26 protein-coding genes are annotated in these 24,208 nt (G+C 60.0%); 10 read left to right on the top strand and 16 right to left on the bottom strand.

Annotation, left to right across the window (positions count from 1 at the left end):
- Complete coding sequence (locus tag ACYSTU_RS21745; RefSeq protein WP_110602926.1) at nucleotides 1-813, top strand: YfaP family protein; 813 nt, start codon at nucleotides 1-3, stop codon at nucleotides 811-813.
- Nucleotides 814-858: 45 nt separating this feature from the next.
- Here ACYSTU_RS21745 and darG read toward each other — a convergent pair whose 3' ends face one another.
- The 13 genes from darG to exaC all read right to left on the bottom strand — a co-directional run bounded on the left by darG (nucleotide 859) and on the right by exaC (nucleotide 13,603).
- A complete protein-coding gene (gene darG / locus ACYSTU_RS21740) occupies nucleotides 859-1,944 on the bottom strand; it encodes a type II toxin-antitoxin system antitoxin DNA ADP-ribosyl glycohydrolase DarG (RefSeq protein WP_125918227.1) in 1,086 nt (361 codons plus the stop codon).
- On the bottom strand, nucleotides 1,941-2,585 hold the full coding sequence (gene darT, locus ACYSTU_RS21735) for a type II toxin-antitoxin system toxin DNA ADP-ribosyl transferase DarT (RefSeq protein ID WP_217878884.1): 645 nt from the start codon (nucleotides 2,583-2,585) through the stop codon (nucleotides 1,941-1,943). Before darT ends, darG begins: the two co-directional genes overlap by 4 nt.
- A complete protein-coding gene (locus ACYSTU_RS21730; protein WP_024014471.1) occupies nucleotides 2,586-3,161 on the bottom strand; it encodes a DarT ssDNA thymidine ADP-ribosyltransferase family protein in 576 nt (191 codons plus the stop codon). It abuts the gene before it with no gap.
- A 177-nt stretch (nucleotides 3,162-3,338) separates the two neighbouring features.
- Entirely contained in the window at nucleotides 3,339-3,773 is a 435-nt protein-coding gene (locus tag ACYSTU_RS21725) for a hypothetical protein (protein WP_225914394.1), read from the bottom strand.
- A 408-nt stretch (nucleotides 3,774-4,181) separates the two neighbouring features.
- Nucleotides 4,182-4,928 (bottom strand): S24 family peptidase, encoded by a 747-nt coding sequence (locus ACYSTU_RS21720; RefSeq protein ID WP_073475694.1) that lies wholly within the window; start codon nucleotides 4,926-4,928, stop codon nucleotides 4,182-4,184.
- A gap of 319 nt (nucleotides 4,929-5,247) precedes the next feature.
- The gene (gene ppa, locus ACYSTU_RS21715; RefSeq protein WP_003205933.1) at nucleotides 5,248-5,775 is read right to left on the bottom strand and encodes an inorganic diphosphatase; all 528 of its coding nucleotides are present in this window, start codon (nucleotides 5,773-5,775) and stop codon (nucleotides 5,248-5,250) included.
- 112 nt (nucleotides 5,776-5,887) lie between these two features.
- Nucleotides 5,888-6,700, bottom strand: coding sequence for a M90 family metallopeptidase (locus ACYSTU_RS21710; RefSeq protein ID WP_016773000.1), 813 nt, complete (start codon nucleotides 6,698-6,700; stop codon nucleotides 5,888-5,890).
- A 4-nt stretch (nucleotides 6,701-6,704) separates the two neighbouring features.
- Complete coding sequence (locus ACYSTU_RS21705; RefSeq protein WP_016773001.1) at nucleotides 6,705-7,355, bottom strand: DedA family protein; 651 nt, start codon at nucleotides 7,353-7,355, stop codon at nucleotides 6,705-6,707.
- A gap of 228 nt (nucleotides 7,356-7,583) precedes the next feature.
- The gene (locus ACYSTU_RS21700; RefSeq protein WP_016773002.1) at nucleotides 7,584-8,045 is read right to left on the bottom strand and encodes a GNAT family N-acetyltransferase; all 462 of its coding nucleotides are present in this window, start codon (nucleotides 8,043-8,045) and stop codon (nucleotides 7,584-7,586) included.
- A gap of 115 nt (nucleotides 8,046-8,160) precedes the next feature.
- Complete coding sequence (gene eutC, locus ACYSTU_RS21695; RefSeq protein WP_071173710.1) at nucleotides 8,161-8,985, bottom strand: ethanolamine ammonia-lyase subunit EutC; 825 nt, start codon at nucleotides 8,983-8,985, stop codon at nucleotides 8,161-8,163.
- Between the two features lie 5 nt (nucleotides 8,986-8,990).
- Nucleotides 8,991-10,385 (bottom strand): ethanolamine ammonia-lyase subunit EutB, encoded by a 1,395-nt coding sequence (locus ACYSTU_RS21690; protein WP_136494090.1) that lies wholly within the window; start codon nucleotides 10,383-10,385, stop codon nucleotides 8,991-8,993.
- 52 nt (nucleotides 10,386-10,437) lie between these two features.
- The gene (gene eat / locus ACYSTU_RS21685; protein WP_136494089.1) at nucleotides 10,438-11,889 is read right to left on the bottom strand and encodes an ethanolamine permease; all 1,452 of its coding nucleotides are present in this window, start codon (nucleotides 11,887-11,889) and stop codon (nucleotides 10,438-10,440) included.
- A 193-nt stretch (nucleotides 11,890-12,082) separates the two neighbouring features.
- Nucleotides 12,083-13,603 (bottom strand): acetaldehyde dehydrogenase ExaC, encoded by a 1,521-nt coding sequence (gene exaC / locus ACYSTU_RS21680; RefSeq protein WP_024014465.1) that lies wholly within the window; start codon nucleotides 13,601-13,603, stop codon nucleotides 12,083-12,085.
- Between the two features lie 302 nt (nucleotides 13,604-13,905).
- On the opposite strand from exaC, the gene ACYSTU_RS21675 reads away from it, so the two are divergent.
- The 4 genes from ACYSTU_RS21675 (at nucleotide 13,906) to ACYSTU_RS21660 (ending at nucleotide 18,273) form a co-directional block, all read left to right on the top strand.
- The gene (locus ACYSTU_RS21675; protein WP_499001527.1) at nucleotides 13,906-15,804 is read left to right on the top strand and encodes a sigma-54-dependent Fis family transcriptional regulator; all 1,899 of its coding nucleotides are present in this window, start codon (nucleotides 13,906-13,908) and stop codon (nucleotides 15,802-15,804) included.
- Nucleotides 15,805-16,002: 198 nt separating this feature from the next.
- The gene (gene mpl / locus ACYSTU_RS21670) at nucleotides 16,003-17,352 is read left to right on the top strand and encodes a UDP-N-acetylmuramate:L-alanyl-gamma-D-glutamyl-meso-diaminopimelate ligase (protein WP_016773007.1); all 1,350 of its coding nucleotides are present in this window, start codon (nucleotides 16,003-16,005) and stop codon (nucleotides 17,350-17,352) included.
- Complete coding sequence (gene ubiX, locus ACYSTU_RS21665) at nucleotides 17,349-17,996, top strand: flavin prenyltransferase UbiX (protein ID WP_024014462.1); 648 nt, start codon at nucleotides 17,349-17,351, stop codon at nucleotides 17,994-17,996. Before mpl ends, ubiX begins: the two co-directional genes overlap by 4 nt.
- The gene (locus tag ACYSTU_RS21660; RefSeq protein WP_499001526.1) at nucleotides 17,989-18,273 is read left to right on the top strand and encodes a YceK/YidQ family lipoprotein; all 285 of its coding nucleotides are present in this window, start codon (nucleotides 17,989-17,991) and stop codon (nucleotides 18,271-18,273) included. Before ubiX ends, ACYSTU_RS21660 begins: the two co-directional genes overlap by 8 nt.
- Before the next feature lie 132 nt (nucleotides 18,274-18,405).
- On the opposite strand, the gene ACYSTU_RS21655 is transcribed toward ACYSTU_RS21660, so the two are convergent.
- From ACYSTU_RS21655 to ACYSTU_RS21645, 3 genes are all read right to left on the bottom strand, one after another.
- Entirely contained in the window at nucleotides 18,406-19,047 is a 642-nt protein-coding gene (locus ACYSTU_RS21655) for an oxidoreductase (protein ID WP_016773010.1), read from the bottom strand.
- Between the two features lie 27 nt (nucleotides 19,048-19,074).
- Nucleotides 19,075-20,802 carry a C13 family peptidase gene (locus ACYSTU_RS21650; protein ID WP_499001522.1) on the bottom strand — a complete coding sequence of 576 codons (1,728 nt, stop codon included), beginning with the start codon at nucleotides 20,800-20,802 and terminating at the stop codon, nucleotides 19,075-19,077.
- 102 nt (nucleotides 20,803-20,904) lie between these two features.
- Nucleotides 20,905-21,360: a MaoC family dehydratase gene (locus ACYSTU_RS21645; RefSeq protein WP_016773011.1), complete on the bottom strand. Its 456-nt coding sequence runs from the start codon at nucleotides 21,358-21,360 to the stop codon at nucleotides 20,905-20,907.
- Nucleotides 21,361-21,554: 194 nt separating this feature from the next.
- Between ACYSTU_RS21645 and ACYSTU_RS21640 the strand changes: the two genes are divergently transcribed.
- The 5 genes from ACYSTU_RS21640 to ACYSTU_RS21620 all read left to right on the top strand — a co-directional run bounded on the left by ACYSTU_RS21640 (nucleotide 21,555) and on the right by ACYSTU_RS21620 (nucleotide 24,195).
- Nucleotides 21,555-21,917 (top strand): CidA/LrgA family protein, encoded by a 363-nt coding sequence (locus ACYSTU_RS21640; protein ID WP_016773012.1) that lies wholly within the window; start codon nucleotides 21,555-21,557, stop codon nucleotides 21,915-21,917.
- On the top strand, nucleotides 21,917-22,633 hold the full coding sequence (locus ACYSTU_RS21635) for an LrgB family protein (protein WP_016773013.1): 717 nt from the start codon (nucleotides 21,917-21,919) through the stop codon (nucleotides 22,631-22,633). The genes ACYSTU_RS21640 and ACYSTU_RS21635 overlap by 1 nt, the downstream gene beginning before the upstream one ends.
- A gap of 10 nt (nucleotides 22,634-22,643) precedes the next feature.
- Nucleotides 22,644-23,234 carry an LON peptidase substrate-binding domain-containing protein gene (locus tag ACYSTU_RS21630; RefSeq protein ID WP_499001519.1) on the top strand — a complete coding sequence of 197 codons (591 nt, stop codon included), beginning with the start codon at nucleotides 22,644-22,646 and terminating at the stop codon, nucleotides 23,232-23,234.
- A 112-nt stretch (nucleotides 23,235-23,346) separates the two neighbouring features.
- Nucleotides 23,347-23,562 (top strand): hypothetical protein, encoded by a 216-nt coding sequence (locus ACYSTU_RS21625; protein WP_016773015.1) that lies wholly within the window; start codon nucleotides 23,347-23,349, stop codon nucleotides 23,560-23,562.
- A 72-nt stretch (nucleotides 23,563-23,634) separates the two neighbouring features.
- Complete coding sequence (locus ACYSTU_RS21620) at nucleotides 23,635-24,195, top strand: hypothetical protein (protein ID WP_122881753.1); 561 nt, start codon at nucleotides 23,635-23,637, stop codon at nucleotides 24,193-24,195.
- Nucleotides 24,196-24,208 lie beyond the last annotated feature (13 nt).

Genomic DNA, 24,208 nt, shown 5'->3' with positions numbered 1-24,208 from the left:
ATGACACTCCGTTATCCACAGGTCTTGCTGCTGCTCTGTGCCCTCAACGTACTGCCGCAAGCGTTCGCCGCCGATGGCGTCAAACTCGACACCCCGGTCGGCGGCTGGCGCAGCGGCGCACCGCAAGGCGAGGGCGAGAGCTTTCGCCAGACCGTCAACTACCCGGCCTCGTCGGTCAACACACCGCTTGGCCAGGCCAATACCGCCAGAATCAGCGGCCAGATCAAAGCCGTGCCGAAGAACAACGAACCCGGCCGCCTGATCGTCAACGGCGTCAGCATGCCGCTGAAAATCGACCCCGCCGGCGGCTTCGATCGCCCGTTCTCCTTCCCCAACGGCAGCAACAGCGTCGAAGTGCGCAGCGCCGACGGCCAGCAACGCCACCGCACGCAATTCCTCAACGCCCGCGGCGGCGCCACCCCGGCCAAACTGCGCGTCCTGCTGGCCTGGGACAGCGACGGCACCGACCTCGACCTGCACCTCGTCACCCCCGACGGCGCCCACATCTGGTACGGCAACCGCAGCGCCGCCAACGGCGCCGCCCTCGACGTCGACGTCACCACCGGCTACGGCCCGGAAATCGCCGCCATGCCCGCGCCGATCAAAGGGCAATATCTGGTCTATGTGAATTATTACGGCGGCGGGTATCGCGGAGATGACGAAGGTGGGGATGAAGCGGTTCAGGCGCTGACCACGGCGCAGGTGACGGTGATTACTGAAGAAGGCACGCCGAGCGAGAAGATGGAAACGTTTGTAGTGCCGATGCGGACGGCGGGGGAGCTGACGTTGGTGAAGTCGTTCAGTTATCCGTGACGGAAATTGGGCAGCAGGTTGCTGCCCAATTTTATCGAGCGTCTTTCAGGCCGCTAATCCAGGCCGGAAAGTACTGGATGTCAGGCGCTTGAGCGCAATATCAAGGGCCTGATCATCGAACAGTTTGCTCTTGCGAGCCGCAGCACCGGCGCCACCTTCCCAATGCTTCAATGCTTCGCGTAGCGCTGGAACAGTCGCAGATACCCCTTCCTGGCTCAACAACCAATCGACCGTGGCCAATAACTCCATACCGAATGGCGATTCAAAACCGTCAATCAGTTGCGCCGTACGTTCCAACGCTTGCGAATATGCCTTGGCCTCAGTCTTGAGATACGTTTGTAAAAACGCTTTGCGATCTTGATCAAACCAGATCACATCATTAATGCCTGCGTCGCTGATGCGCTTGTCACAGTGCAGATAGCTGCCATCGAGGTTATCAAGCAGGTGTTCAAGCCGGTTGGCGTATGGGCCATATTTATGTGCGACGAACTTCAGGTTCAGAGGGTTCTCGGTATCTGGCAGCTGCTCGATAGCGCGCTCGAGAAACCAGGCGAGCTTCTGAATCTCCAGCAGACTGCACTCCATGCCTAAAACCCAGTAGCGACGAACCAGTTCGGCGATAAGCGCCCGGGCTGGCGTGAGCTTTTCTACGCCCGCGCGTTTGGCGACATTCAGGTACTGATTGGACGGCTCGAACACCAAGACATCAGCATCGAGATCTCCCAACACTTCGACAATCTGTTCACGGACGTCAGGCCACTTCAAACCGCCGTTACCAGCACCTAACGGTGGAACCGCAACGGATTTCACATCGTTTTCAAGCAGGAACCGCCGCAGGTCATGCAAACCTTCGGTGATCCATGCCATCTGCGACGGCGACCGCCAGTGTCGCTTGGTGGGGAAATTCACGATCCAGCGAGGGCCGTCGAGTTCGTTGGTGGCAGTCACATGCATTTTGCCGGTTTCTACTTCCCCGGCCTTACACGCCGCTGCATACACGCGGTAATTCTGCGCAAAGCGCTCTTTGAACATCAATGCGATGCCCTTGCCCATCACGCCTACGGTATTCACCGTGTTGACGAGGGCTTCTGTTTTGGCTTCCAGCAGGTTGCCTTGGGTGAATCTGATCATTGGAAATACCATTTGGGACGCGCATGGACAGGCAACGTCAGGCCTCTGGCTGCGACGTCTGCTTCTATGCGTACTTTCATTGCATCGGTGTGGCACATGATGCCCAGTAGTCCCGTAATCGGTAAGTGATGGTGGATCAGCGCCTCAGCCTGATAACGCTCCATTTTGCGAGGGTCATCAGGGTCGCGCTTGAAGTCGCGTCGTTGAAGGATAGACCAATCGATCTGGTCGAGATTCGCCAGATCACTGTAATAGTTTGTCCAACTCGGATAGGCATGTGCGTTGGTGAAGACAAACGGCAGGCCAAGCTCTTTAACGCGATACAGGCTTGAGACCAGAATCACGATCTCGTCGTTGCTGCGTTGCTGAACACTCCAGCCGGAGTGAATGTTCTGCATCATCACCGAGAAGGGTGTGAAATAGAAGGGCACGTAATCGGCCAGAACGCCCTCGGGTGCAATAGGCACCTGACGGGAACGGCGCTTGTCGATCAAGTCGACGTTGCCGATATTCACGTACTCAGGCGCCTGTGCTTCCGAGGTTGGGCAATGCAAACCGTTGTCCAGAATCCAGGGCAGGTTATCGCGATGGACGATACGCCAAATCAGAGCTTTCTCTGGATTCAGGCTGGTGTAGTTCATTTATAAGAACATTCCGGGATTCACGCTGATGGGAGTCGCAAGCTTTGCCACGCGCATTTTAGCCTCACAAAGCGAGCTGACTTCATCGTTGGGAGCATAAATCCTGGAAAAGTTTTTCGGGTTTACCACTTCCGGAGATAGGCATTCGGCCATGCAAACGCTTTTGCATTCCGGGTTCTGATAGTCCCGAGTACTCATCAGCTCCCAATTAATTGCTTCAAAACCTGCGTTGTAATCGAGCAGTTGGATCGCATCATCGGCGAGTGGGTGACGCGGAATAATCTTCCAGTCGTTTTGTTTGGCAAATGATCGAAAGACGGAGATGAGGACGAATTTCTCTTTGGGCCGACTGAGCTGTACACGTCCATCAAAAGGATTCGCAGCAAACCAGTGGAATGGAACATAGCGATCAAGATTGAGCGCTTTGCGCTTTTTGAGGATTTCGCTGTCTGCGACGTCGGTGAAATTTTCCAGGATGGCCCGAGGCTTTAGGCCTTCCTTGAAAATTCCATCCAGATTCTCAACGGAGGTGAGGTGGTAAACGAAGTATTTTTCCCTGATGTTTGCGTCCGACATTGTGGTCTCCTTGACCTGTACATCAACGTGAACTGGATTCAGTTCCCGCCTCGCCCCGCGTTGATGAAACCCTCGATCCGTGGGGGTTGGTAGAACAATCGCTGTGACTCTAGTGTGCCATCATTTTTAGCTGCAAGCATAACGGGGTAATTAGTGTTCATTTATCCGCGAGCCCGGCTAATCTGGAAAAACGCCGCAAAGTGCGTTGCCCTGATAACCATGCACAATCGGGCCCAGCATCATGAACGGCCCGCAGGCGTAGAATGGCGACGGCACCGTTTGTTTTGAATAGAGCAGAACAATTTCATTGCCGGACTCGTCACTGCCAAAGGACTGCTCGGAATACGACGTACACACGGGCAATTTCAGCGGAACAGGAATGATCAACGCCCAAACCGTGATGCCACACCATTCACGGGTAGGCGCTGATTGCGCGGTTCGGGTAATCGCTGGCGTGAGCGAACGAGCACTTAGAGCTTTGTACTCGTCAGTTCTGAGTGTGGTTTTCTCAGGCAAAGCCACGATGGCACCGACGCAGCCTGAGAGATAAAAACTCATCGCAGCGATCAGGATGACCGGTCCAAGCAGTGTGAAACGAGGGGCGAATCGCACGTTTTAACTTCCTTGTGAAGCGTTTCGGAACAGTGGTGCCCAGCTTGTTCGATTCCTTCCAAGCGAGAGGCGTAGCCTTTTTGCAGGCATTAAAAAGCCGGCTTGTGGCCGGCTTCTCGGGGACTGGCTTGGTTTATTTTTGGTAAACCGCGCCAGCCTTCAAAACGTACATCCGGATCTGCGTCCGGCTGTGGGACTTGGTCAGGCGTTGGTCTGCCGCGTCGGGCGTCATCCGAGCCGCTGGGCGGGTCGATGCGCGAATGTGGGGCGCAGGATACTGAGTTTTGCTCTGGATTCCCAGCCTCGAGTGCGGTTTAGAGCGACCGAAGCAGTACAAATCCTGGATTTGTACCGGTTATCAGGGCCCTCTTCGCGAGCAGGCTCGCTCCCACAGGGTCGAGTGAACTGTCATAGAAACGGCACCACCGGCCGGCGCTTGCCCAGTGTCGACCACCAGAACACCCAGCCAAGAATGTGAATCCGCTGCTCTTCGATCTGCGCCGGCCGGAAGACCTCGTCGGGGTATTCGGCGCTGTTGTGGCTGCGCATGCGCAGGCCGTTGCCGGGCATGCGGTGCAGGTATTTGATGCGCAGCATGCCGTCGTGCTCTACGGCGTAGATTTCGCCGTCGACGACCTGGGTCAGACCGCGGTCGATGGCGACGATGGAGCCGTCTTCGATGCGATCGGCCATGCTGTTGCCGATCATGTGCGCACAGATGGCGTTGGCGTGCTGGATGTCGAGTTGATCGAGGTGGGCGCGGGGCAGGCGCAGGGATTGGTCGGGATCGAGTATGACGTGGGTTTTGCCGTCGCCGTTGGCGATCGGGGTTTCCTTGAAAAATGCCAGGTCGATGTCGCTGGGGTTGATGACGGTGTAGACGCCGCAGATGGACTGGGCATCGAACGTGTCGCCGTTGCTGGCGGGTGGGTGCAGGCGCGCGACCTCCTTGACGCCTTCCCCGGTTTTCAGCCATTCACTATTGACCGACAACAGGCGTGAGACTTCTTCCATGCGATACGCCGGGACGCCCCGGGTGTACCAGTTATGAACGTTTTGGGCTTCCGTGCCCCAGAACCTTGCGAAATCCGTGGTGCTGATGTTCGCTGCTTCCAGGAGTGCCTTGAATCGTGGACCGCTAGTGTTCTTTCTCATAAACACGGAGTCTACGGCCGGACTAGAGCGGTTTGAATAAACCGGGCGTTCAAAAAAAGCCTGTATTTTGCGACGGGATGTAAGACGTACTTGTGGGAAATTAAACAGATTAAAACTGCATGTAGGAATTTAAACGGTTTGTTTAGTCGGGCTTTTTCAAGAGCCCCTCACCCAACCCTCTCCCGGAGGGAGAGGGGGCCAACCAAGGTGTATTTCGAGTTACATCGACCAGAACAACCGAGTCGATTATGCAGACGCCAATAACAAAAAACCCCGGAAATCCGGGGTTTTTTTCAAGCGTCACGCAAGGCGCAATGGCTTAGCCCTTGTAGGCGGCAACCGACTTGGTGATCGCTTCGCGGGCGGCGTCTGCACCGGCCCAGCCTTCGATCTTGACCCACTTGCCCTTCTCGAGATCCTTGTAGTTCGCGAAGAAGTGCTCGATCTGCTGGATCAGCAGGGGTGGCAGGTCGGTGTATTCCTTCACGTCGACGTACAGCTGCGACAGCTTGTCGTGTGGCACTGCGATGACTTTGGCATCGCCGCCGCCGTCGTCGGTCATGTTCAGGATGCCGACTGGACGCGCGCGGATCACCGAGCCTGGAGCAACCGGGTAAGGGGTCACGACCAGCACGTCGAGGGGATCACCGTCGTCAGCCAGGGTGTTCGGGATGTAACCGTAGTTGGCCGGGTAGAACATTGGGGTGGCCATGAAACGGTCAACGAACAGGCAATCGCTGTCTTTGTCGATTTCGTATTTGATCGGCGCGTGGTTGGCCGGGATCTCGATCGCGACGTAGATGTCGTTCGGCAGGTCTTTGCCAGCCGGAATCTTGCTGTAGCTCATTGGGCGTTGCCCCCGTAGTTGACCAAAAACACTTGGCCGGATTGACCAAAAAGTGGCGGCGATTATAGGCACATTCCTACGCCGACGCCACGTACCAGAAGTCGTGCAGAGCTTAGTCGTGCGCCTGATAGACCGGGTCTGTGGCCTGAAGTTGCCGCAGTCTGCCCAACGGATCCTGCCGGTAGAAAAGCTGCAGTTGCAAGTAGACCTGTGGATAAGCCTCGTGGAGCAGATCCGGGGCGCTGAAGAAGTATTCGCTGGTGACTGCGAAGAACTCCGCCGGGTTCTCGGCGGCGTAGGGATCAATGGCGGTTTCGGCGTCGGGATCGTGGTCGAGCTGGCGGTTGAGGTCGTCGTAGGCGGCCTGCATCACTTCGGCCCAGTCGCTGACGCGCATGTCGGTGTGCAGTGGCGGCAGGCCGTTGGCGTCGCCGTTGAGCATATCGAGCTTGTGCGCCAGTTCGTGGATCACCAGGTTGTAGCCTTCCCAGCCACCGCTGGCCTGTACGCCGGGCCAGGCGAGAATCACCGGCCCCTGCTGCCAGGCCTCACCGCTGTGTTCGCCGTCCCACTCATGCTCGACGCCGCTGGCATCGCGATGACGTTGCGGGCTGAGGAAGTCATCCGGGTACAGCACGATCTCGTGGAAACCCTGATACCAGTTCAGATCACCGAGATGCAGCAACGGCAACTGCGCTTGGGCGGCGAGCAGCAGGCGTTGTTCCTGATGCAGTTCGACGCCGGGCAGGGCGGTCAGGTGTTTGTCGTCGAGAAACAGCACACACGCTTCACGCAACCACTGGTCTTCAGCAGCGCTGATGCCATCGAGGAAGGAGAGTTGATGGCGCACCCGTTGCCACAGGTCGTCGGCAATCGGGTGCCTGGCCAGGAGGCGCCGGCGTCGCCAGGCGCTCAGTGACCACATCGGATCAGTGCGATTGCACTTTGGTGCCGCCGAACCGGCTGCGCACCACGCCGATGATCATCGGCACCAGCGACAGCAGGATGATTGCCACCACCAGCAGAGAGAGGTTTTTCTTGATGAACGGCACGTTGCCGAAGAAGTAACCCAAGGTGACCAGACCGCCAACCCAGAGGATGGTGCCGAGCACGCTGAAGCCGAAGAAACGCGGGTACGGCATCCGCGCCACGCCCGCGACGAACGGCGCGAAGGTGCGGATGATCGGCAGGAAACGCGCCATGGTCACGGTCTTGCCGCCGTGCTTGTCGTAGAAGTCGTGGGTTTTTTGCAGGTAGTCGCGACGGAAGATTTTCGAGTTCGGGTTGCTGAACAGCTTCTCCCCGGCCGTGCGTCCGATCACGTAGTTGGTACTGTCGCCCATGATCGCCGCCAGCATCAGCAGGCCACCGAGCAGCACCGGATCCATGCCGCCGCCGGCCGCCACTGCGCCTGCGATGAACAGCAGCGAGTCACCCGGCAGGAACGGCATCACCACCAGACCGGTTTCACAGAAGATCACCAGAAACAGGATGGCGTAGATCCATGGCCCATAGTTGTTCACCAGCAAATCGAGATACACATCGAGATGCAGGATAAGGTCGAGCGGGTTGAAATCCATGGGGGCACCTGTATGACGGCCCGACTCGGCAGGCCTGTGCGGATGACTTCGTGTAAGCCTACAGCGGGGTGTAGTTTTTCTTACAAGCCGGAAAGATCGGGATTATACGGTCTGAGCGATGAAAAGCGCGTCGGTTTTGTAGCGGGGAGTGTCGCGAAGTGAGCAATTGTCAGGGAAGGGGTGGCCGTGGCGAGGGAGCGAACTCCCTCATCACCGAAGCCGTTGGAGTCAGAGCTCGTCGCTGATTGGCAGTACGTAGTTCTTGAACTCGGTGTCTTCCTTGAAGCCGATTGATTCGTAGGTTTTCTGCGCCACTTCGTTGTTTGCGCTGGTCGATACGCGCATGCGCACGGCCTGGGTTTCCTTGGCCATTTTCTTCGCAGTGCGGATCAGGTTGTCGGCGACCAGTTGCCGGCGCGCATCTTCGGCAACGTAGATATCGTTGAGAATCCACACGCGTTTGAGCGACAGCGACGAAAAGCTCGGATAGAGCTGGCAGAAGCCCATGAGTTTCTTGTCGTCATCGTCGGCCAGGGCCAGATAGATCACCGACTCTTTGCGGCGCAGGCGCTTCTCGAGGAACGCGCGGGAGGAATCCGGGTAAGGCAGGGAGCCGTAGAACTCGCGATATTTGACGAACAAAGGAGTCAGCAAATCCAGATGTTCGAGGGTCGCTTGAATAATCCGCATGATAGGTCTCGTCTTCAAGTGGCTGTCTTCAACTGCTCTGACGGCGATGGGAAACCCGGGCGGCCGTGCGTCGATCCTGCCTGAAAGCAGCGCAGAAAGGCAATGCGGAAACGGTTCAGGCTGGCGGTGGATCGAGCAGGAAGTTGCCTTTCATGTCGACAGCGTCGTCCGCCTCCAATGTGTGCAACTGAGCTTCATCCTTCAGGTTGACCCCCGACAGCTGGCGCCGACACGCCTCGCGCATCAGATACAGCAAGCGATGCGCCGCCATGCCGTAGCTCAAACCTTCAAGCCGAACATTGGAAATGCAGTTGCGATAGGCGTCGGTCAGGCCGACCTTTGGCGCGTAGGTGAAATACAGCCCGAGGCTGTCCGGCGAACTCAAACCCGGGCGCTCGCCGATCAGCATCACCACCATTTTCGCCCCGAGCAGCTGGCCGATCTCGTCACCGATGGCGACGCGGCCCTGTTCCACCAGCACCACCGGCGCCACGGACCAGCCGTCGCCGCTCATCTGTTCTTCCAGGCGCGTCAGGAACGGTAGGGTGTGGCGGTGCACCGCCAGCGCCGACAGGCCATCCGCGACGACAAGCACCAGATCGACGCCGCCCGGGTGTTGGCTGGCGTAGTCGCGCAAGGTCTGCGCCGCTTCATCGCTGAGCTTGCGCCCCAGGTCCGGGCGTTGCAGATAGGTGTGTCGGTCCGGCGCGGCGCTTTGCAGCGCCAGGGTTTCCCGCCCGCGCTCGCTCAGTTGTGCGCTGATTTCGCTGTGATCGAAGGCCAGGTGCACAGCATCGCGGGCCTGGGCGTGGGCAAACTGAAAATCCAGCTGCGCCCGCGTCGGCAGACTGGTGCCGGTGCGGCCCAAGGCAATGCGTGCCGGGGTCAGGCGGCGCAGTTCCAGCCACGGGTTTTGCGGATCGACCGGAGGTTTTTCCATAAGACTCATCCCAAGTGCGCCAAGGCCTGGCGGAAGGCCGGCGGCAGGTTGTTGCCGAAGCGAACCTTGCCGTCCGCCTGGGTGAAGATGCCCATGTTGGCCAGCCATTGCTCGAACTCTGGCGCCGGTTTCAGGCCCAGGGTCTGGCGGGCGTACAAAGCGTCGTGAAACGAAGTGGTCTGGTAATTGAGCATGATGTCGTCGGAGCCGGGGATGCCCATGATGAAGTTGATCCCGGCGACGCCGAGCAACGTCAGCAGGGTGTCCATGTCGTCCTGATCGGCTTCGGCGTGGTTGGTGTAGCAGATGTCGCAGCCCATCGGCACGCCGAGCAACTTGCCGCAGAAGTGGTCTTCGAGGCCGGCGCGGATGATCTGCTTGCCGTTGTAGAGGTATTCCGGGCCGATAAATCCTACGACGGTGTTCACCAGGAACGGCTTGAAATGTCGCGCCACGGCGTAGGCCCTTGTCTCGCAAGTCTGTTGATCGATGCCGTGGTGGGCGTTGGCCGACAGCGCGCTGCCCTGACCGGTTTCGAAATACATCAGGTTCTGCCCGAGGGTGCCGCGCTTGAGGCTGAGCCCGGCGTCGTAGCCTTCCTGCAATACATTGAGGTTGATACCGAAACTGGCGTTGGCCGCCTCAGTGCCGGCAATCGACTGGAACACCAGATCCAGCGGCACGCCACGGTTGATCGCCTCGATCGAAGTGGTGACGTGGGTCAGCACGCAGGCCTGGGTCGGGATGTCGTAGCGCTGGATGATCGCGTCGAGCATTTCCAGCATTGCGCAGATCGAAGCGATGCTGTCGGTGGCCGGGTTGACCCCGATCATTGCGTCACCGTTGCCGTAGAGCAGGCCGTCGAGAATGCTCGCGGCGATGCCGGACGGCTCGTCGGTCGGGTGGTTAGGTTGCAGGCGGGTCGACAGGCGCCCGGGTAAACCGAGGGTGCCGCGAAATTGGGTGACCACGCGGATTTTCTGCGCGACCAGCACCAGATCCTGCACGCGCATGATTTTCGACACGGCGGCGACCATTTCCGGGGTCAGGCCGGGAGCGAGGGCGCGCAGGCTGGTTTCGTCCGCCGCATCACTGAGCAGCCAGTCGCGAAAGCCGCCAACGGTGAGGTGGCTGACCACGGCGAAGGCTTGCTTGTCGTGGGTGTCGATGATCAGCCGAGTGACTTCATCGGCTTCGTAGGGAATCAGCGCTTCTTGCAGGAAGTGGGTGAGCGGGATGTCCGCCAGGGCCATTTGCGCGGCCACCCGTTCGCCGTCGTTGAGCGCGGCGATCTCGGCGAGAAAATCCCCCGAGCGGGCGGGGCTGGCCTTGGCCATGACGTCTTTGAGGCTGTCGAAGCGGTAAGTCTGCGCGCCGACCGTGTGAGCAAAACTGGCCATTCAGCGTTCTCCGTGACGGCGCAGAATGCCTCTGCGCCGTGGTTTTCGACAATCAGTGCAAGGCTTGTTCAGCTTTTTGAATCGCCGCGAATTCTTCTTCCGGCGTGCCCGCTACCAAGTGATGCCGACTGTAGAAAGCAAAGTAAGCAATTAACACTCCATAGATGATCGCCGCGCCGATCACCACCCGTGGATCGACGAGGAAGCCCGCCACCACGGCGATGCACGCCAATACCAGCGCCACACCCGAGGTGAAAATGCCACCCGGCGTGCGGTACGGCCGGTCCATTTTGGGGCGACGGATGCGCAGGGTGATGTGCGCGGCCATCATCAGCACATAGGAAATGGTAGCGCCGAACACCGCGACCAGAATCAGCAGGTCGCCCTGGCCGGTCAGCGACAGACCAAAGCCGATGATGCCGGGAATCACCAGGGCCAGCACCGGCGCCTTGCTTTTGTTGGTCTGCGACAGTTTGCGCGGCAGGTAACCGGCCCGCGACAGCGCGAAGATCTGCCGCGAGTAGGCGTATATGATCGAGAAGAAACTGGCGATCAGTCCCGCCAAGCCGACGAGATTGACGAAGCTGCCCATCCACGTCGAGCCACCGTAGGCCTTGCTCAGTGCTTCGACCAGCGGGTTACCCGACGTCAGCAGCGAATTCGCACCGGCGCCGCCGGGACCGACGATCAGAATCAGCAGGGCAAACATCAGCAGCACCAGCATCGCCCCGATCAGGCCACGCGGCAGGTCGCGCTTGGGGTTTTTGGTTTCTTCGGCGGCCAATGGCACGCCTTCAACGGCAAGGAAAAACCAGATCGCATAGGGAATTGCCGCCCATACGCCGACATAGCCGAACGGCAGAAACGCACTGGCGCCGACCGCAGTGGTCACCGGGATGTCGAGCAGGTTGGCGACGTCGAAGTGCGGCACCATCGCCACCAGAAACACCCCCAGCGCCAGCGCGGCGACGGCGGTGATGATGAACATCAGCTTGAGCGCTTCGCCGACCCCGAAAATATGGATGGCGATGAAGATGATGTAGAACGCCAGATAAATCATCCAGCTGCCAATACCGAACAGCGACTCGCAATACGCACCGATGAACACCGCGATGGCAGCGGGGGCGATGGCGTACTCGATGAGGATCGCGGTGCCGGTGAGAAACCCGCCCCACGGTCCGAAAGCACTGCGGGCGAATCCGTAGCCGCCGCCAGCGGTGGGAATCATCGAGGACAATTCGGCCAGGGAAAAGCACATGCACAGGTACATGGTCGCCATCAGCAGCGTGGCCAGAAACATACCGCCCCAGCCACCCTGGGCGAGGCCGAAATTCCAGCCGGCGTAGTCGCCGGAAATCACATAAGCGACGCCGAGGCCCACCAGCAGCACCCAGCCGGCGGCGCCTTTTTTCAGTTCGCGTTGTTGGAAATAATCGGTGCCGACTTTTTCGAAGTCGACGGAGGAGCCGGTCGCCGGAGCGCCGGCCGGGGATTCGCTTGGCATAGGGTTCACCATTTTTATTGTTTTATTGGCCCGGCTACAGCCAGGCCATTGGGTTGAATGGCACAACGCTTTCGCGAGCAGGCTCGCTCCCACAGGGGGTTGCGTACGACCATGAATCACCTGTGGGAGCGAGCCTGCTCGCGAAGACACTCCAGAGGGCGAAGCAGGAAGCACCTGCCTCACCCCGTCTGGATCAGAAGAATCCCAACGGATTGATGTCGTAGCTCACCAGCAGGTTCTTGGTCTGCTGGTAATGGTCGAGCATCATTTTGTGGGTTTCACGCCCGACGCCGGACTTCTTGTAACCGCCGAACGCGGCATGCGCCGGATAGAGGTGGTAGCAGTTGGTCCATACGCGACCGGCCTTGATCGCCCGGCCCATGCGGTAGGCGCGGTTGATGTCGCGGGTCCACAGGCCGGCGCCGAGACCGAACTCGGTGTCGTTGGCAATCGCCAGGGCTTCGGCTTCGTCCTTGAAAGTGGTGATGCTCACCACCGGGCCGAAGATTTCTTCCTGGAACACGCGCATCTTGTTGGTGCCCTTGAGCAGGGTCGGCTGGATGTAATAACCGGTGGCCAGGCTGCCCTCGAGTTTTTCCACCTTGCCGCCGGTGAGCAGTTCCGCGCCTTCGCCCTTGGCGATTTCCAGGTACGAGAGGATCTTGTCGAATTGCTGCTCCGACGCCTGAGCGCCGACCATGGTATCGGTGTCCAGCGGGTCGCCACGTTTGATCTGGCTGACTTTCTTCATCACGGCCTGCATGAATTCGTCGTAGATCGACTCCTGTACCAGTGCGCGGGAAGGGCAGGTGCACACTTCGCCCTGGTTGAAGAACGCCAGTACCAGGCCTTCGGCGGCTTTTTCGATGAAGCTCGGCTCGGCCTGCATGATGTCTTCGAAGAAGATGTTCGGCGACTTGCCGCCCAGTTCCACGGTGGATGGGATGATGTTTTCCGCCGCGCATTTCATGATGTGCGAGCCGACCGGGGTCGAGCCGGTGAAGGCAATTTTGGCGATGCGCTTGCTGGTCGCCAGCGCTTCGCCGGCTTCTTTGCCGAAGCCTTGCACGACGTTGAGCACGCCCGGCGGCAGCAGGTCGCCGATCAGTTCCATCAGCACGCAGATGCCCAGCGGGGTTTGCTCGGCAGGTTTGAGTACCACGCAGTTACCGGCGGCCAGCGCTGGCGCGAGTTTCCACGCGGCCATCAGCAGCGGGAAGTTCCACGGAATGATCTGGCCGACCACGCCCAGCGGTTCATGAATGTGGTAGGCCACGGTGTTGCCGTCGATTTCCGCAGCGCTGCCTTCCTGAGCGCGCAGGCAACCGGCGAAATAACGGAAATGGTCAGCGGCCAGGGGGATGTCGGCGTTGAGGGTTTCGCGGATGGCTTTGCCGTTGTCCCAGGTTTCGGTGATCGCCAGCAGTTCGAGGTTTTCTTCGATGCGGTCGGCGATTTTCAGCAGGATCAGCGAGCGCGCCTGCACCGAAGTGGCACCCCACGCATCGGCGGCGGCGTGGGCAGCGTCCAGCGCCTTGTCGATGTCTTCGGCGGTGGAGCGGGGGAATTCGGCAATTGGCTGGCCATTGACTGGCGAGGTATTGGTGAAGTACTGACCTTTGACCGGCGCGACGAACTCGCCGCCGATGTAGTTGCCGTACTTGCTCTTGAACGAGACTTTGGCGCCGTCAGTACCGGGGTGGGCGTAACGCATGATGATGTTCTCCTTGGCTTTGTACTTATTAGAGAAACGCGCAAGTGCGCTTGCTATAAGCGTAGAGCAAGGCTCGGGCCACTGCCGTGCAGGTCAGGCAAATCAAGGGCTTGGCCAGTTTGTCTCGGACGAATGGAGTGGCGCTGTGACGGTTTCGGTACAGCACGGGTGACAGTTTGTACCGCTTGCGGCACAGCCCGTGACCGGGCGGTCTTGCCAGCATTGCATTGCCGGAGCCGCTGGAGGATGCTGGGCGTCACCTCATGCTTTGGGCCATCGCGCCCCGGGGAGAACAATAAGAAATGCACGACAACCATTTGAGTCGCCATGCCCGCCAGGTTCTCACCGTCACCCAGGGCAAACCGCACCTGCACGGCCCCGGCGCCGATCCATCGATCGCCCGTTCGTGGCTGCGTTGCCTTGAGGACTATCACCTCGATCCTTCTGTGACCATGGCGCCGACCGTGCTTGAGCATGGCCGGGTGCTGGAAAGTCGCGAACGTCTGCAACAAGTGCTGCAAATTGCCGGCACCGAGATGAGCAGCCTGCATCAGCAACTCTCCGGCGCCGGCCATGCGGTGCTGCTGACTGACGCGCGCGGTGTGATCCTCAATTGCGTCACCGCGCCGGCCGAACGGAAGATTTTCGAGCGCGCCGGGCTCTGGCTCGGCGCTGACTGGAGCGAAGCCTGCGAAGGCACCAACGGCATCGGTACCTGCCTGGTCGAGCGTCAGGCGCTGACCATTCACCAGGACGAACACTTCCGCGGCCGCCACACCGGGCTGACCTGTTCGGCGAGCCCGGTGTTCGATCCCCATGGTGAGTTGCTGGCGGTGCTCGATGTGTCTTCGGCGCGGCCGGACGTCTCGCGGCAGAGCCAGTTCCACACCATGGCGCTGGTCAACCTGTCGGCGAAGATGATCGAGAGCTGCTACTTCCTGCGCTGTTTCGACAATCAGTGGTTGCTGCGTTTTCATCTGCAGGCCGAGTCCGTCGGCCTGTTCAGCGAAGGGCTGCTGGCGTTTGACGGCGAAGGGCGGATCAGCGCAGTCAACCAGAGTGCGCTGAACCTGCTCGGGCATATTCGCGGTGGTTTGCTCGGTAAACCGGTGGAAGCGTTTTTCGATTGTTCGCTGGATGACCTGCTTGGCCGCGCGAGTGCCAACGCCAGCGCCAGTTGGCCGCTGCGCACCCGTGATGGCCGGCATCTGTTCGCGGTGTTGCGCGGCGAATCGCGCAAACCTACTGCCATTGTTCCAGCGCCAATCGCTGCTCCAGCGCCACGCCTGTCCGGCATCTGCCTCGGCGATGAAGCGTTGCAGGCGGGATTTCGCAAAGCCCTGCGCGTGTTTGAGCGCGACGTGCCGCTGTTGATCAACGGCGAAACCGGCTCGGGCAAGGAAGCGTTCGCCAAAGCTGTGCACCAGGCCAGCCAGCGCTGCGGCAATGCTTTCGTCGCACTCAATTGCGCGGCCATTCCGGAAAGCCTGATCGAGAGCGAACTGTTCGGCTATCGCGGCGGCAGCTTCACCGGCGCGCGCAAGGACGGCATGCGCGGCAAGCTGCAACAGGCCGATGGCGGCACCTTGTTCCTCGACGAAATCGGCGACATGCCACTGGCGTTGCAGACGCGCTTGCTGCGTGTGCTGGAAGATCGGCAAGTGGTGCCGATTGGCGGCGAGCCGCAAGCGGTAGACGTGCGCATCATCAGTGCGACGCACCGCAATTTGCTCGAACGAGTCGAGGACGGCAGTTTCCGTGAAGACCTGTATTACCGCTTGAACGGGCTGGAAGTGGCGTTGCCGGCGTTGCGCGAGCGAAGTGATAAATCGCAGTTGCTGGATTTTCTCCTGGCGGAGGAGGCGGGAGGCGAAACGATTCTGATCGACGAAGCGGCGAGGGACGCATTGCTGGCGTTCAACTGGCCGGGCAATGTGCGGCAGTTGCGCAATGTCCTGCGCACGCTGGCGGCGTTGTGTGATGGCGGCCGGGTCGGCGTTGAGGATTTGCCGGTGATGATTCGGCAGGCGCGGCCGGTGGTTGTGGCGGCGCAGCCATTGGAAGATGCCGAACGACTGGCCTTGCTCAATGCGCTTGAGCAGACGCGCTGGCATATGACCCATACCGCTGAACAGCTGGGCGTCAGCCGCAATACGCTGTACAGAAAGCTTCGCAAGCACGGCATCGCCCGCTCTGCCTGACCGACCTGATCGTTCCCACGCTCCGCGTGGTAACGCCTCCCCGGACGCTCCGCGTCCGCTTTGGGACGCAGAGCGTCCCGTGCTGCATTCCCACGCAGAGCGTGGGAACGATCAGGTCGAACAGGCCCGCCCCTCAGCTAAAGAGTGCCATTTCCCCCTCCCTACGCTAACCTGCGGCCATGTTTTACGAGGTCGACTATGCACATTCATATTCTGGGTATCTGCGGGACTTTCATGGGCTCGATGGCGGTGTTGGCCAAAGAGCTGGGCCATCACGTCACGGGCTCCGACGCCAACGTCTATCCGCCGATGAGCACGCAGCTCGAGGCCCAGGGCATTCAGCTGACGCAGGGTTATGACCCGGCGCAGCTCGATCCGGCGCCGGATCTGGTGGTGATCGGCAATGCCATGTCCCGTGGCAACCCGGCGGTGGAATATGTGCTGAACAAAGGCCTGCCGTACGTCTCCGGCCCGCAGTGGCTGGCTGACCATGTGTTGCAAGGTCGCTGGGTGCTTGCCGTTGCCGGTACGCACGGCAAGACCACCACCAGCAGCATGCTTGCCTGGGTGCTGGAACATGCCGGCATGAGCCCGGGTTTCCTCATCGGCGGCGTGCCGCAGAATTTCTCGGTGTCGGCACGCCTGGGCGGTACGCCGTTTTTTGTGATCGAGGCTGACGAATACGACAGCGCGTTCTTCGACAAGCGCTCGAAGTTCGTCCACTACCGTCCGCGCACCGCGATCCTGAATAACCTTGAGTTCGATCACGCAGACATCTTCCCGGATCTGCCGGCCATCGAACGTCAGTTCCACCACTTGGTGCGCACCATTCCGAGCGAAGGTCTGGTCATCCACCCGACCACCGAGCCAGCGTTGCAGCGCGTGATCGAGATGGGTTGCTGGACCCCGGTGCAAACCACCGGCGCTGGCGGTCAGTGGCAGGTCAAACTACTGAGCGAGGACGGCTCGGCGTTCGAAGTGATGTTCGAAGGCGTGTCCCAGGGCACCGTCGAGTGGGAGTTGACCGGTCAACACAACGTCGCCAACGCCTTGGCCGCGCTGGCTGCGGCGCGTCATGTTGGCGTGGTGCCATCGATGGGCATCGCCGGTTTGAGCGCGTTCAAGAACGTCAAACGACGCATGGAGAAAGTCGCCGAGGTGCGCGGCATCACCATTTACGACGACTTTGCCCATCACCCGACCGCCATCGCTACTACCCTCGACGGCCTGCGCAAACGCATCGGCGACGCGCCGCTGATTGCGATCATCGAGCCGCGCTCCAATTCGATGAAGCTCGGCGCCCACCGTGACGGTCTGCCGGACAGCGTGGTCGATGCCGATCAGGTGATCTGGTATGCCCCGGCCAACCTCGGTTGGGACCTCGGCGCCACCGCAGCGTTATGCACCGTGCCGTCCATCGTCAGCGATTCTCTGGAAGGCATCATCGAGCGCGTGAAGAGCCAGGCGCAGCCCGGTACTCACGTGGTGATCATGAGCAACGGCGGCTTCGGCGGCCTGCACGGCAAGCTCGCCGAGGCACTGCAATGAACACTTTTTCCCAGGCCGGCGGCCCGGAACGCATCACCCTGGCGATGACCGGTGCTTCGGGCGCGCAGTACGGCTTGCGCCTGCTCGATTGCCTGGTGCGCGAGGATCGCGAAGTGCACTTTCTGATCTCCAAGGCCGCGCAACTGGTGATGGCCACCGAGACCGATGTGTCCCTGCCGAACAAACCGCAGATGATGCAGGCTTTTCTGACCGAATACACCGGCGCCGCTGCCGGGCAGATTCGCGTGTATGGCAAGGAAGACTGGATGTCGCCGGTAGCCTCCGGCTCCGGCGCGCCGGCAGCCATGGTGGTGGTGCCGTGTTCGACCGGCACGCTGTCGGCGATTGCCACCGGCGCATGCAACAACCTGATCGAACGCGCGGCGGACGTTACGCTGAAAGAGCGCCGCCAGTTGATTCTGGTGCCGCGCGAGGCGCCGTACTCGAGCATTCATCTGGAGCACATGCTCAAGCTGTCGAATCTGGGCGTGACGATTCTGCCGGCCTCGCCGGGCTTCTATCACCAGCCGCAGACTATCGATGACCTGATCGACTTCGTTGTGGCGCGGATTCTTAACCTGCTCGGCATCCCGCAGGACATGCTGCCGCGTTGGGGCGAGCATCACTTGAGCAGCGATGAATAAGCTGCTGGTGCTCGTGCTGGCGCTGCAAATGGGCGCGTGCGCCACCGTGCGCACGCTGGATGCGGCCAAACCCGGCGCACCGGTGGTGTACGCCGGGACGCGCCTGGATTTGTATGCGTTGAACGGCGGCTGCTGCGCCATGGACCGGTTCGGTGCCGAGGCGCCCAGCTATCCGGGAGTGGACCTGCCGGCCAGCGCGTTGCTCGATACGCTGTTGTTGCCGTTGTCGTTGCTCACCGTGATTGGCGTAGGTTTTCAAGCGACTGGTGGATTGTAGGGGGGGCGCACAACCTCTGTGGCGAGGGGATTTATCCCCGCTGGGGTGCGAAGCGCCCCCCAAAAAAATATAAAAGCGACGACTGCTGCGCAGCCGAACGGGGATAAATCCCCTCACCACAAAGTCCCGGAGTTATTTGCCTAACTTCCTCAGTTCATCCGACTCGATCACCCGCACCCCATCCTGTTCTTCCAGCGCCAGGCGCCACATCGCTCGCGCCAACTGGCACGCTTCGATGCCGTGGTATTTGCCCGGAATCAGCTTTGACAACGGCCCGGCGAGTTGCTCGACCAGACGCGGTTCGGTGCGTTCGCCAAGCAACAGCGAAGGTCGGCAAATGGTCAGCTGCGGCCAGTTCTGCGCGCGCAGCGCCTGTTCCATTTCACCCTTGACCCGGTTGTAGAACACCGAGGAATTCGGATCGGCGCCAATCGCACTGATCACGATCAGGTGCCGCGCGCCCATCTCCCGCGCGCGCTTGGCAAACGCCACGACCATGTCCAGATCCACCGCGCGAAAGGCTTCTTCGGAGCCGGCCTGCTTGATCGTCGTGCCGAGGCAGCAGTAGGCGATATCGACCCGGCCACTGAGCTGCGGCAGAAACGCCTGCGGGTCACCGACCGGGTTTTCCAGATGCGGATGCTCGGCCAGCGGCCGGCGCGAAGGGGCGAGGACACGGGTAATGGTTGGCTCGTTGAGCAAACGGTCGAGCAGATGTTCACCGGTCAGTCCGGTAGCTCCGGCAAGCAATACGTGCTGAGGCGTCAAGTACATAGTGTCTCTCCCTTGATACTGTTCAGCTTAGTTGCCTTTTTTCGCCGCGTCGTTCAATGCGCTGCTGTGCAAAGCTTTGCGCGCTTGCTGTTTTCGCAGCAGTTGCCAGTGCGACAGCACGGTTTTCGGCGCCCAGATCTGCGGCTCCGAGGCTTCGAAGCCGTCGGCCAGCTCACGTTCGGCGACGGTGGCCTTGGCCAGTTTGAATGCCTGTTCGAGGTCGTCGGTCTGGTTCAGCGCCTGGGCGAACAGCGCGTCGCCGAAGTAGGTGAAGTTGGCTTCTTCCGAGCAACCGAACGACACCCGATCGGCGCGCGAGGCGGTCATGATCAGCGTGCGTTCGTCTTTCAGCGCCGGGATGAAACCGCCGGAATAGCAGGAGGAAATCACGATGACCTTGTCGCGATGCTTCAGCGGCGCGAGCACGGCGGCGAGCTCATCGGCGGGCAGGTCGGCCAGTTCCATGCGCGGCTGATCGAGCACCAGTTCGTGCTCGGCGGTGCCGTGGCTGGTCAGATAAATGAACAGCAGATCTTCCGGCCCGATGCGTTCGGCAAGGGCTTGCGCGGCGCGGCGCAGGTTTTCCCGGGTGGCCATCGGCCGGTCGCCGAGATGATCGCGATGATTGACCAGACGAATCTGGCCGAAGGCGCCGAAGCGCGTATTGAGCATGTTGGCGACATAGTCTGATTCACGCAGGAACACGCTTTGCTTGCCGTCGCCGCCGAGGGTCAGGGTGTACAACTCGACTGCCGGAGTCGAAGCGGGGATCGCCGCCAGTGCGTCGTCCAGCAACCGACCCTGGGCGAGCAAACCGAGCTCGAGGGTGTCGGGGAGCAATTTGCCGTCGGCGTCGCGCACGCGTTGGCCGTTGATCCAGGTGCCGCTGAGCACGCTGCCATCGGTCAGCACCAGCGTGCCGCGTCCTGAATAGCTGTCGTTGTCGAAGCCGCCGATGTAGAAGCTGCCATCGGCGAGGTTCAAACGGCCCTGGCCGGTAAAACGCCAGTCATTGAACACACCGATGTAATGGCTGCCATCCGCGCCGATCAATTCGCCCTTGCCGGTCAGCGCACCTTCCTTGAACTGGCCGAGCCAGACGTCGCCGTCGGCGTTCTCGTAGCGGCCCTTGCCGTGCAGTTGATTGTTCTTGAAACCGCCGACGTAGATATCGCCGTCGGCGCTGTTGTAGGTGCCGTTGCCTTCCAGTTGGCCGTTGACGAAATGCCCGCTGAACGAATTGCCGCTGGCATCGCCGCGCTGGCCTTCGCCGTTGGGTTTGCCGTGGGCGAACTGGCCTTGATAGGAGCTGCCGTCGTCCATTTCCAGACGGCCGAGGCCGGAATACTGGTCAGCCTTGAACTCGCCGCGATAGGTCATGCCGTTTTCTTTCAGCGTGCCTTCGCCATCGCGCCGGCCCTGCTTGAAGCCACCGGTGTAACTGCTGGCGTTGGTGCTCAGGCTGCCCTGACCATCGAACAGACCTTGCTGAAACTGGCCGCGATAGACCTCGCCGTTGCTGCCATGCCATTCGCCCTGCCCGTGCCACTGACCCTTGTCGAACTCCCCGGCGTACCAGCTGCCGTTGGGGTAGTCGACGCGGCCCTGACCTTGCAGCAAGCCGTCGACCAGTTCACCGCGATAGCGACCGCCATCGGGCAGGCGCGCATCCGGCGGCAACAGCGATTCGCCGTCGCCGCAAGCGGTGAGCATCAGGGTCAGGGCAAGGGGTGCAAGTCGAGCGATTGAGCGCATAGCGGGATCCGGGCAATTAGGCGACCGAGTATGCCGCAGCTATGCGTCGCATATATACAGACGTGACGCGAAACAGCGTGCGCTGCTTCGCATCCGGGATGATCAGACGAAGCAGAGTGACAGCGGCTCGGCGATGTAGGCCGGTTTGTCCGAGCCTTCTATCTCCAGTGTCGCGGTAGCCTTGAGCAACCACTGGCCGGGTTTTTTCTCGGTGACTTCGACCATGTCGACCTTCAGTCGGACTTTCGAGTTGACCTTGACCGGCTGGATGAAACGCACGCTGTCCAGGCCATAGTTGACGACCATCTTCACGCCTTCGGGCAGCACGAGGATGTCTTCCATCAGTTTCGGCATCAGCGACAGCGACAGGAAACCATGGGCAATCGTGCTGCCAAACGGCGTTTGCGCAGCCTTGACCGGATCGACGTGAATGAACTGAAAATCACCGGTGGCTTCGGCGAACAGGTTGATGCGCTCCTGATCGATGGTGAGCCATTCGGAACGTCCAAGTTCCTTGCCGACATAGTCTTTGAGCTCTGCAACGGGAACATAGGGCATTGAGACTCTCCTTGGGTTCATCGGTTTTATAGTTTTTCAGGGGGCGGATTTGACCGGCCTGCGAACCACTGTAGATCATCATGGCGATTTGCTCAGGTCAACCGACCATGCTTTTGGCGAATGCCGGTCCATAGCGCCGGCATGCTTATAATGCCGAGCCCCTGCTGGCTGAAAATGTAAGACGGAGATGTCGGATGTTGTTACGTGGCCTGACCCTGCTGGTGCTGTTCCAATTGCTTGGCACCGCGCTCAATCACTTGCTGTTGCCGATATTGCCGGGGCCGATCATCGGGCTGCTGCTGTTGCTGGTGTTCCTGATCATTCGCGGTGAAGTCGGCGAGCCGTTGAATCAGGCAGCGGGCAGTCTGCTGCGTTATCTGCCGTTGCTGCTGGTGCCGCCGGCGGTGGGCGTGATGGTGTATGCCACGGCGATTGCTGCGGATTTCTGGGCGATTGTCGGCGCGCTGGTGGTCTCGCTGATCCTGTCGATGGCCTTTGCCGGCGTGCTCATGCAGCGGCTGGTCAAACGTCACGCGCCACCGGCGGAGGAGTCCTGATGCTGTTTGACTGGCAAGGCGCGTGGGCGTCGGTGATTCATCATCCGCTGTTCGGCATCGGCATCACCCTCGGCGCCTATCAACTGGTGCTGGCGGCGTTCGAGAAAACCCGCTGGATCTTTCTGCAACCTGTGCTGGTCTCCATGTTGTTGGTGATCGGTGTGCTGGTCGGCTGCGGCCTGACCTACGCGGAGTACCGCAAGAGCACCGAGATCCTCAGCATTCTGCTGGGGCCGGCCACGGTGGCGCTGGCGGTGCCGCTGTATTTGAATCTGCGGCGCATTCGCCAATTGTTCTGGCCGATTTTTACTACGCTGGTGATAGGCGGGGTGGTCGCAACGGGCATGGGCGTGGCGCTGGGCTGGTGGTTCGGTGCCGATCACATGATCCTGATGACCATGGCGCCGAAATCGGTGACCTCGCCGATCGCCATGCTGGTCGCCGAGCAGATCGGCGGCGTGGCGGCGCTGGCCGCGGTGTTCGTGCTGATCACCGGGGTGATTGGCGCGATCTTCGGCCCGGCGCTGCTGACCCGCCTCGGTGTGCACAGTCCCGAAGCGCGCGGCATGGCGCTGGGCATGACCGCGCATGCGGTCGGCACGGCGGTGGCGATGCAGGAAAACGATGAGTGCGGCGCGTTCGCCGCGCTGGCAATGAGTCTGATGGGCGTGGCCACGGCGGTGTTCCTGCCGTTGGCGGTGTCGATGGTGGTGTAAGGAAATGTCTATGAGTCTGCCGCTTTTTCCGCTGAACACGGTGCTGTTCCCCGGCTGCAACCTCGATCTGCAGATCTTCGAGGCGCGCTACCTCGACATGATCGGCCGCTGCACGAAACAGGGCGTCGGTTTCGGTGTGGTATGCATTCTGGAGGGCAGCGAAGTCGGTGTGGCACCAGTAGGTTTCGCAATGGTCGGCTGCGAGGCGCGGATCACCGATTTCGATCAACAGGACAACGGCCTGCTCGGCATTCGCGTGCAAGGCGGGCGGCGTTTCACGGTGTTGCGCACCGAAGTGCAGCGCGATCAGTTGATTGTCGCTGACGTCGAATGGCTGGACGATGAGCCCGAGCAACCGTTGCAGGACGAGGACGCCGACCTGGTCGCGCTGCTCAAGGCGCTGGCCGAACACCCGATGGTCGAGGCGTTGAACATGGGCACCGAAGCCGCCGGGCAACAGGCGCTGGCCAATCAGCTTGCCTATCTGTTGCCTTTTGCCGAAGAGGACAAGATCGATCTGCTGCAACTCGACGACCCACAGCAACGGCTGGATGCGATCCAGGCATTACTCGATGAACTGCAGGGCGAACTGTTCGCCTAGTTTCACTTTGAATCAACTCAAGCTGCCTGCCAGTATTGTTTCGCTTTTGTCTTTGTCTTAATTTCAAGTTGCTCGCAGGATGCGAACAACTTGAAAACAACAAGGATAAATCATGACTTTATATGAAGATGAACGGGCATTCTGGGACGATATTGCTGGCAAGTATATCTTGAAGCATGCCGGTACTGATCATAACGTTGGCCACGTCATTGAGGCGGCAGCGATTTATGCGGATCGCATGGTAATGGCCCGGCGGAAACGAAAAACCGAAAACATTCCGGATGGCGATGTTCTGCGGATGTCGGCAACAGCCACAGTCGCTATCTGATCCTTTTCCTTTTTCAACTTTTCTGTCGCTGTCTTGAACATGACAGCAGAGTGTTTACCAATGGGTAGTTCTATGTCTTTGGCAAAAGTAAACAATGAAAGCTTCAGTGCCAATCTTTATCTGGACGGTCTTCCGGTAGTTCTTAATCAGCAACGCCTGCAACAGACCCTGCGCCACAAGCGCATAACTCAAGGCGAAAAACTCGATGCTGAAGTGGGGTTGGCCGACTCGCGGACATCCGCCCTTATCACCCTGGCTGACAATGAGGACGATGCTCCGTTACTGTTGAAGTTTGTTCCTGAAGGTAACTTTTACGCAATCCAAGTGATCCATCCGGGCGTGTTTGACGGAGCGCGATTATTCATCGAAGACAAGACACACAATTTGCTGGTCAGCACCAGTGCTCCGGCACAACTCTATTCAATCAGTACCTACGGCGTGGCCAAGGCTTCTTTAAGCAATATCGCATCCGGCCCGGCTTATATCGAATTGAACAGCGAGCCGAAAGATAAACCGCTGTATCGTCAGGTAAGCGATGGCATGAGCAAATTCCTCGACGCGAACCCCAACGGGACAGGGCATAACGCCTTCAATCCAAAACCTGCAAGGTTTGTGATCAGCGTGCTCAAATAGCGCAACGCCGCCA

Source organism: Pseudomonas glycinis (assembly GCF_054871425.1).
Note: the sequence above shows the minus strand (reverse complement) of the source record. Positions and strands in the feature narration are given on the sequence as shown.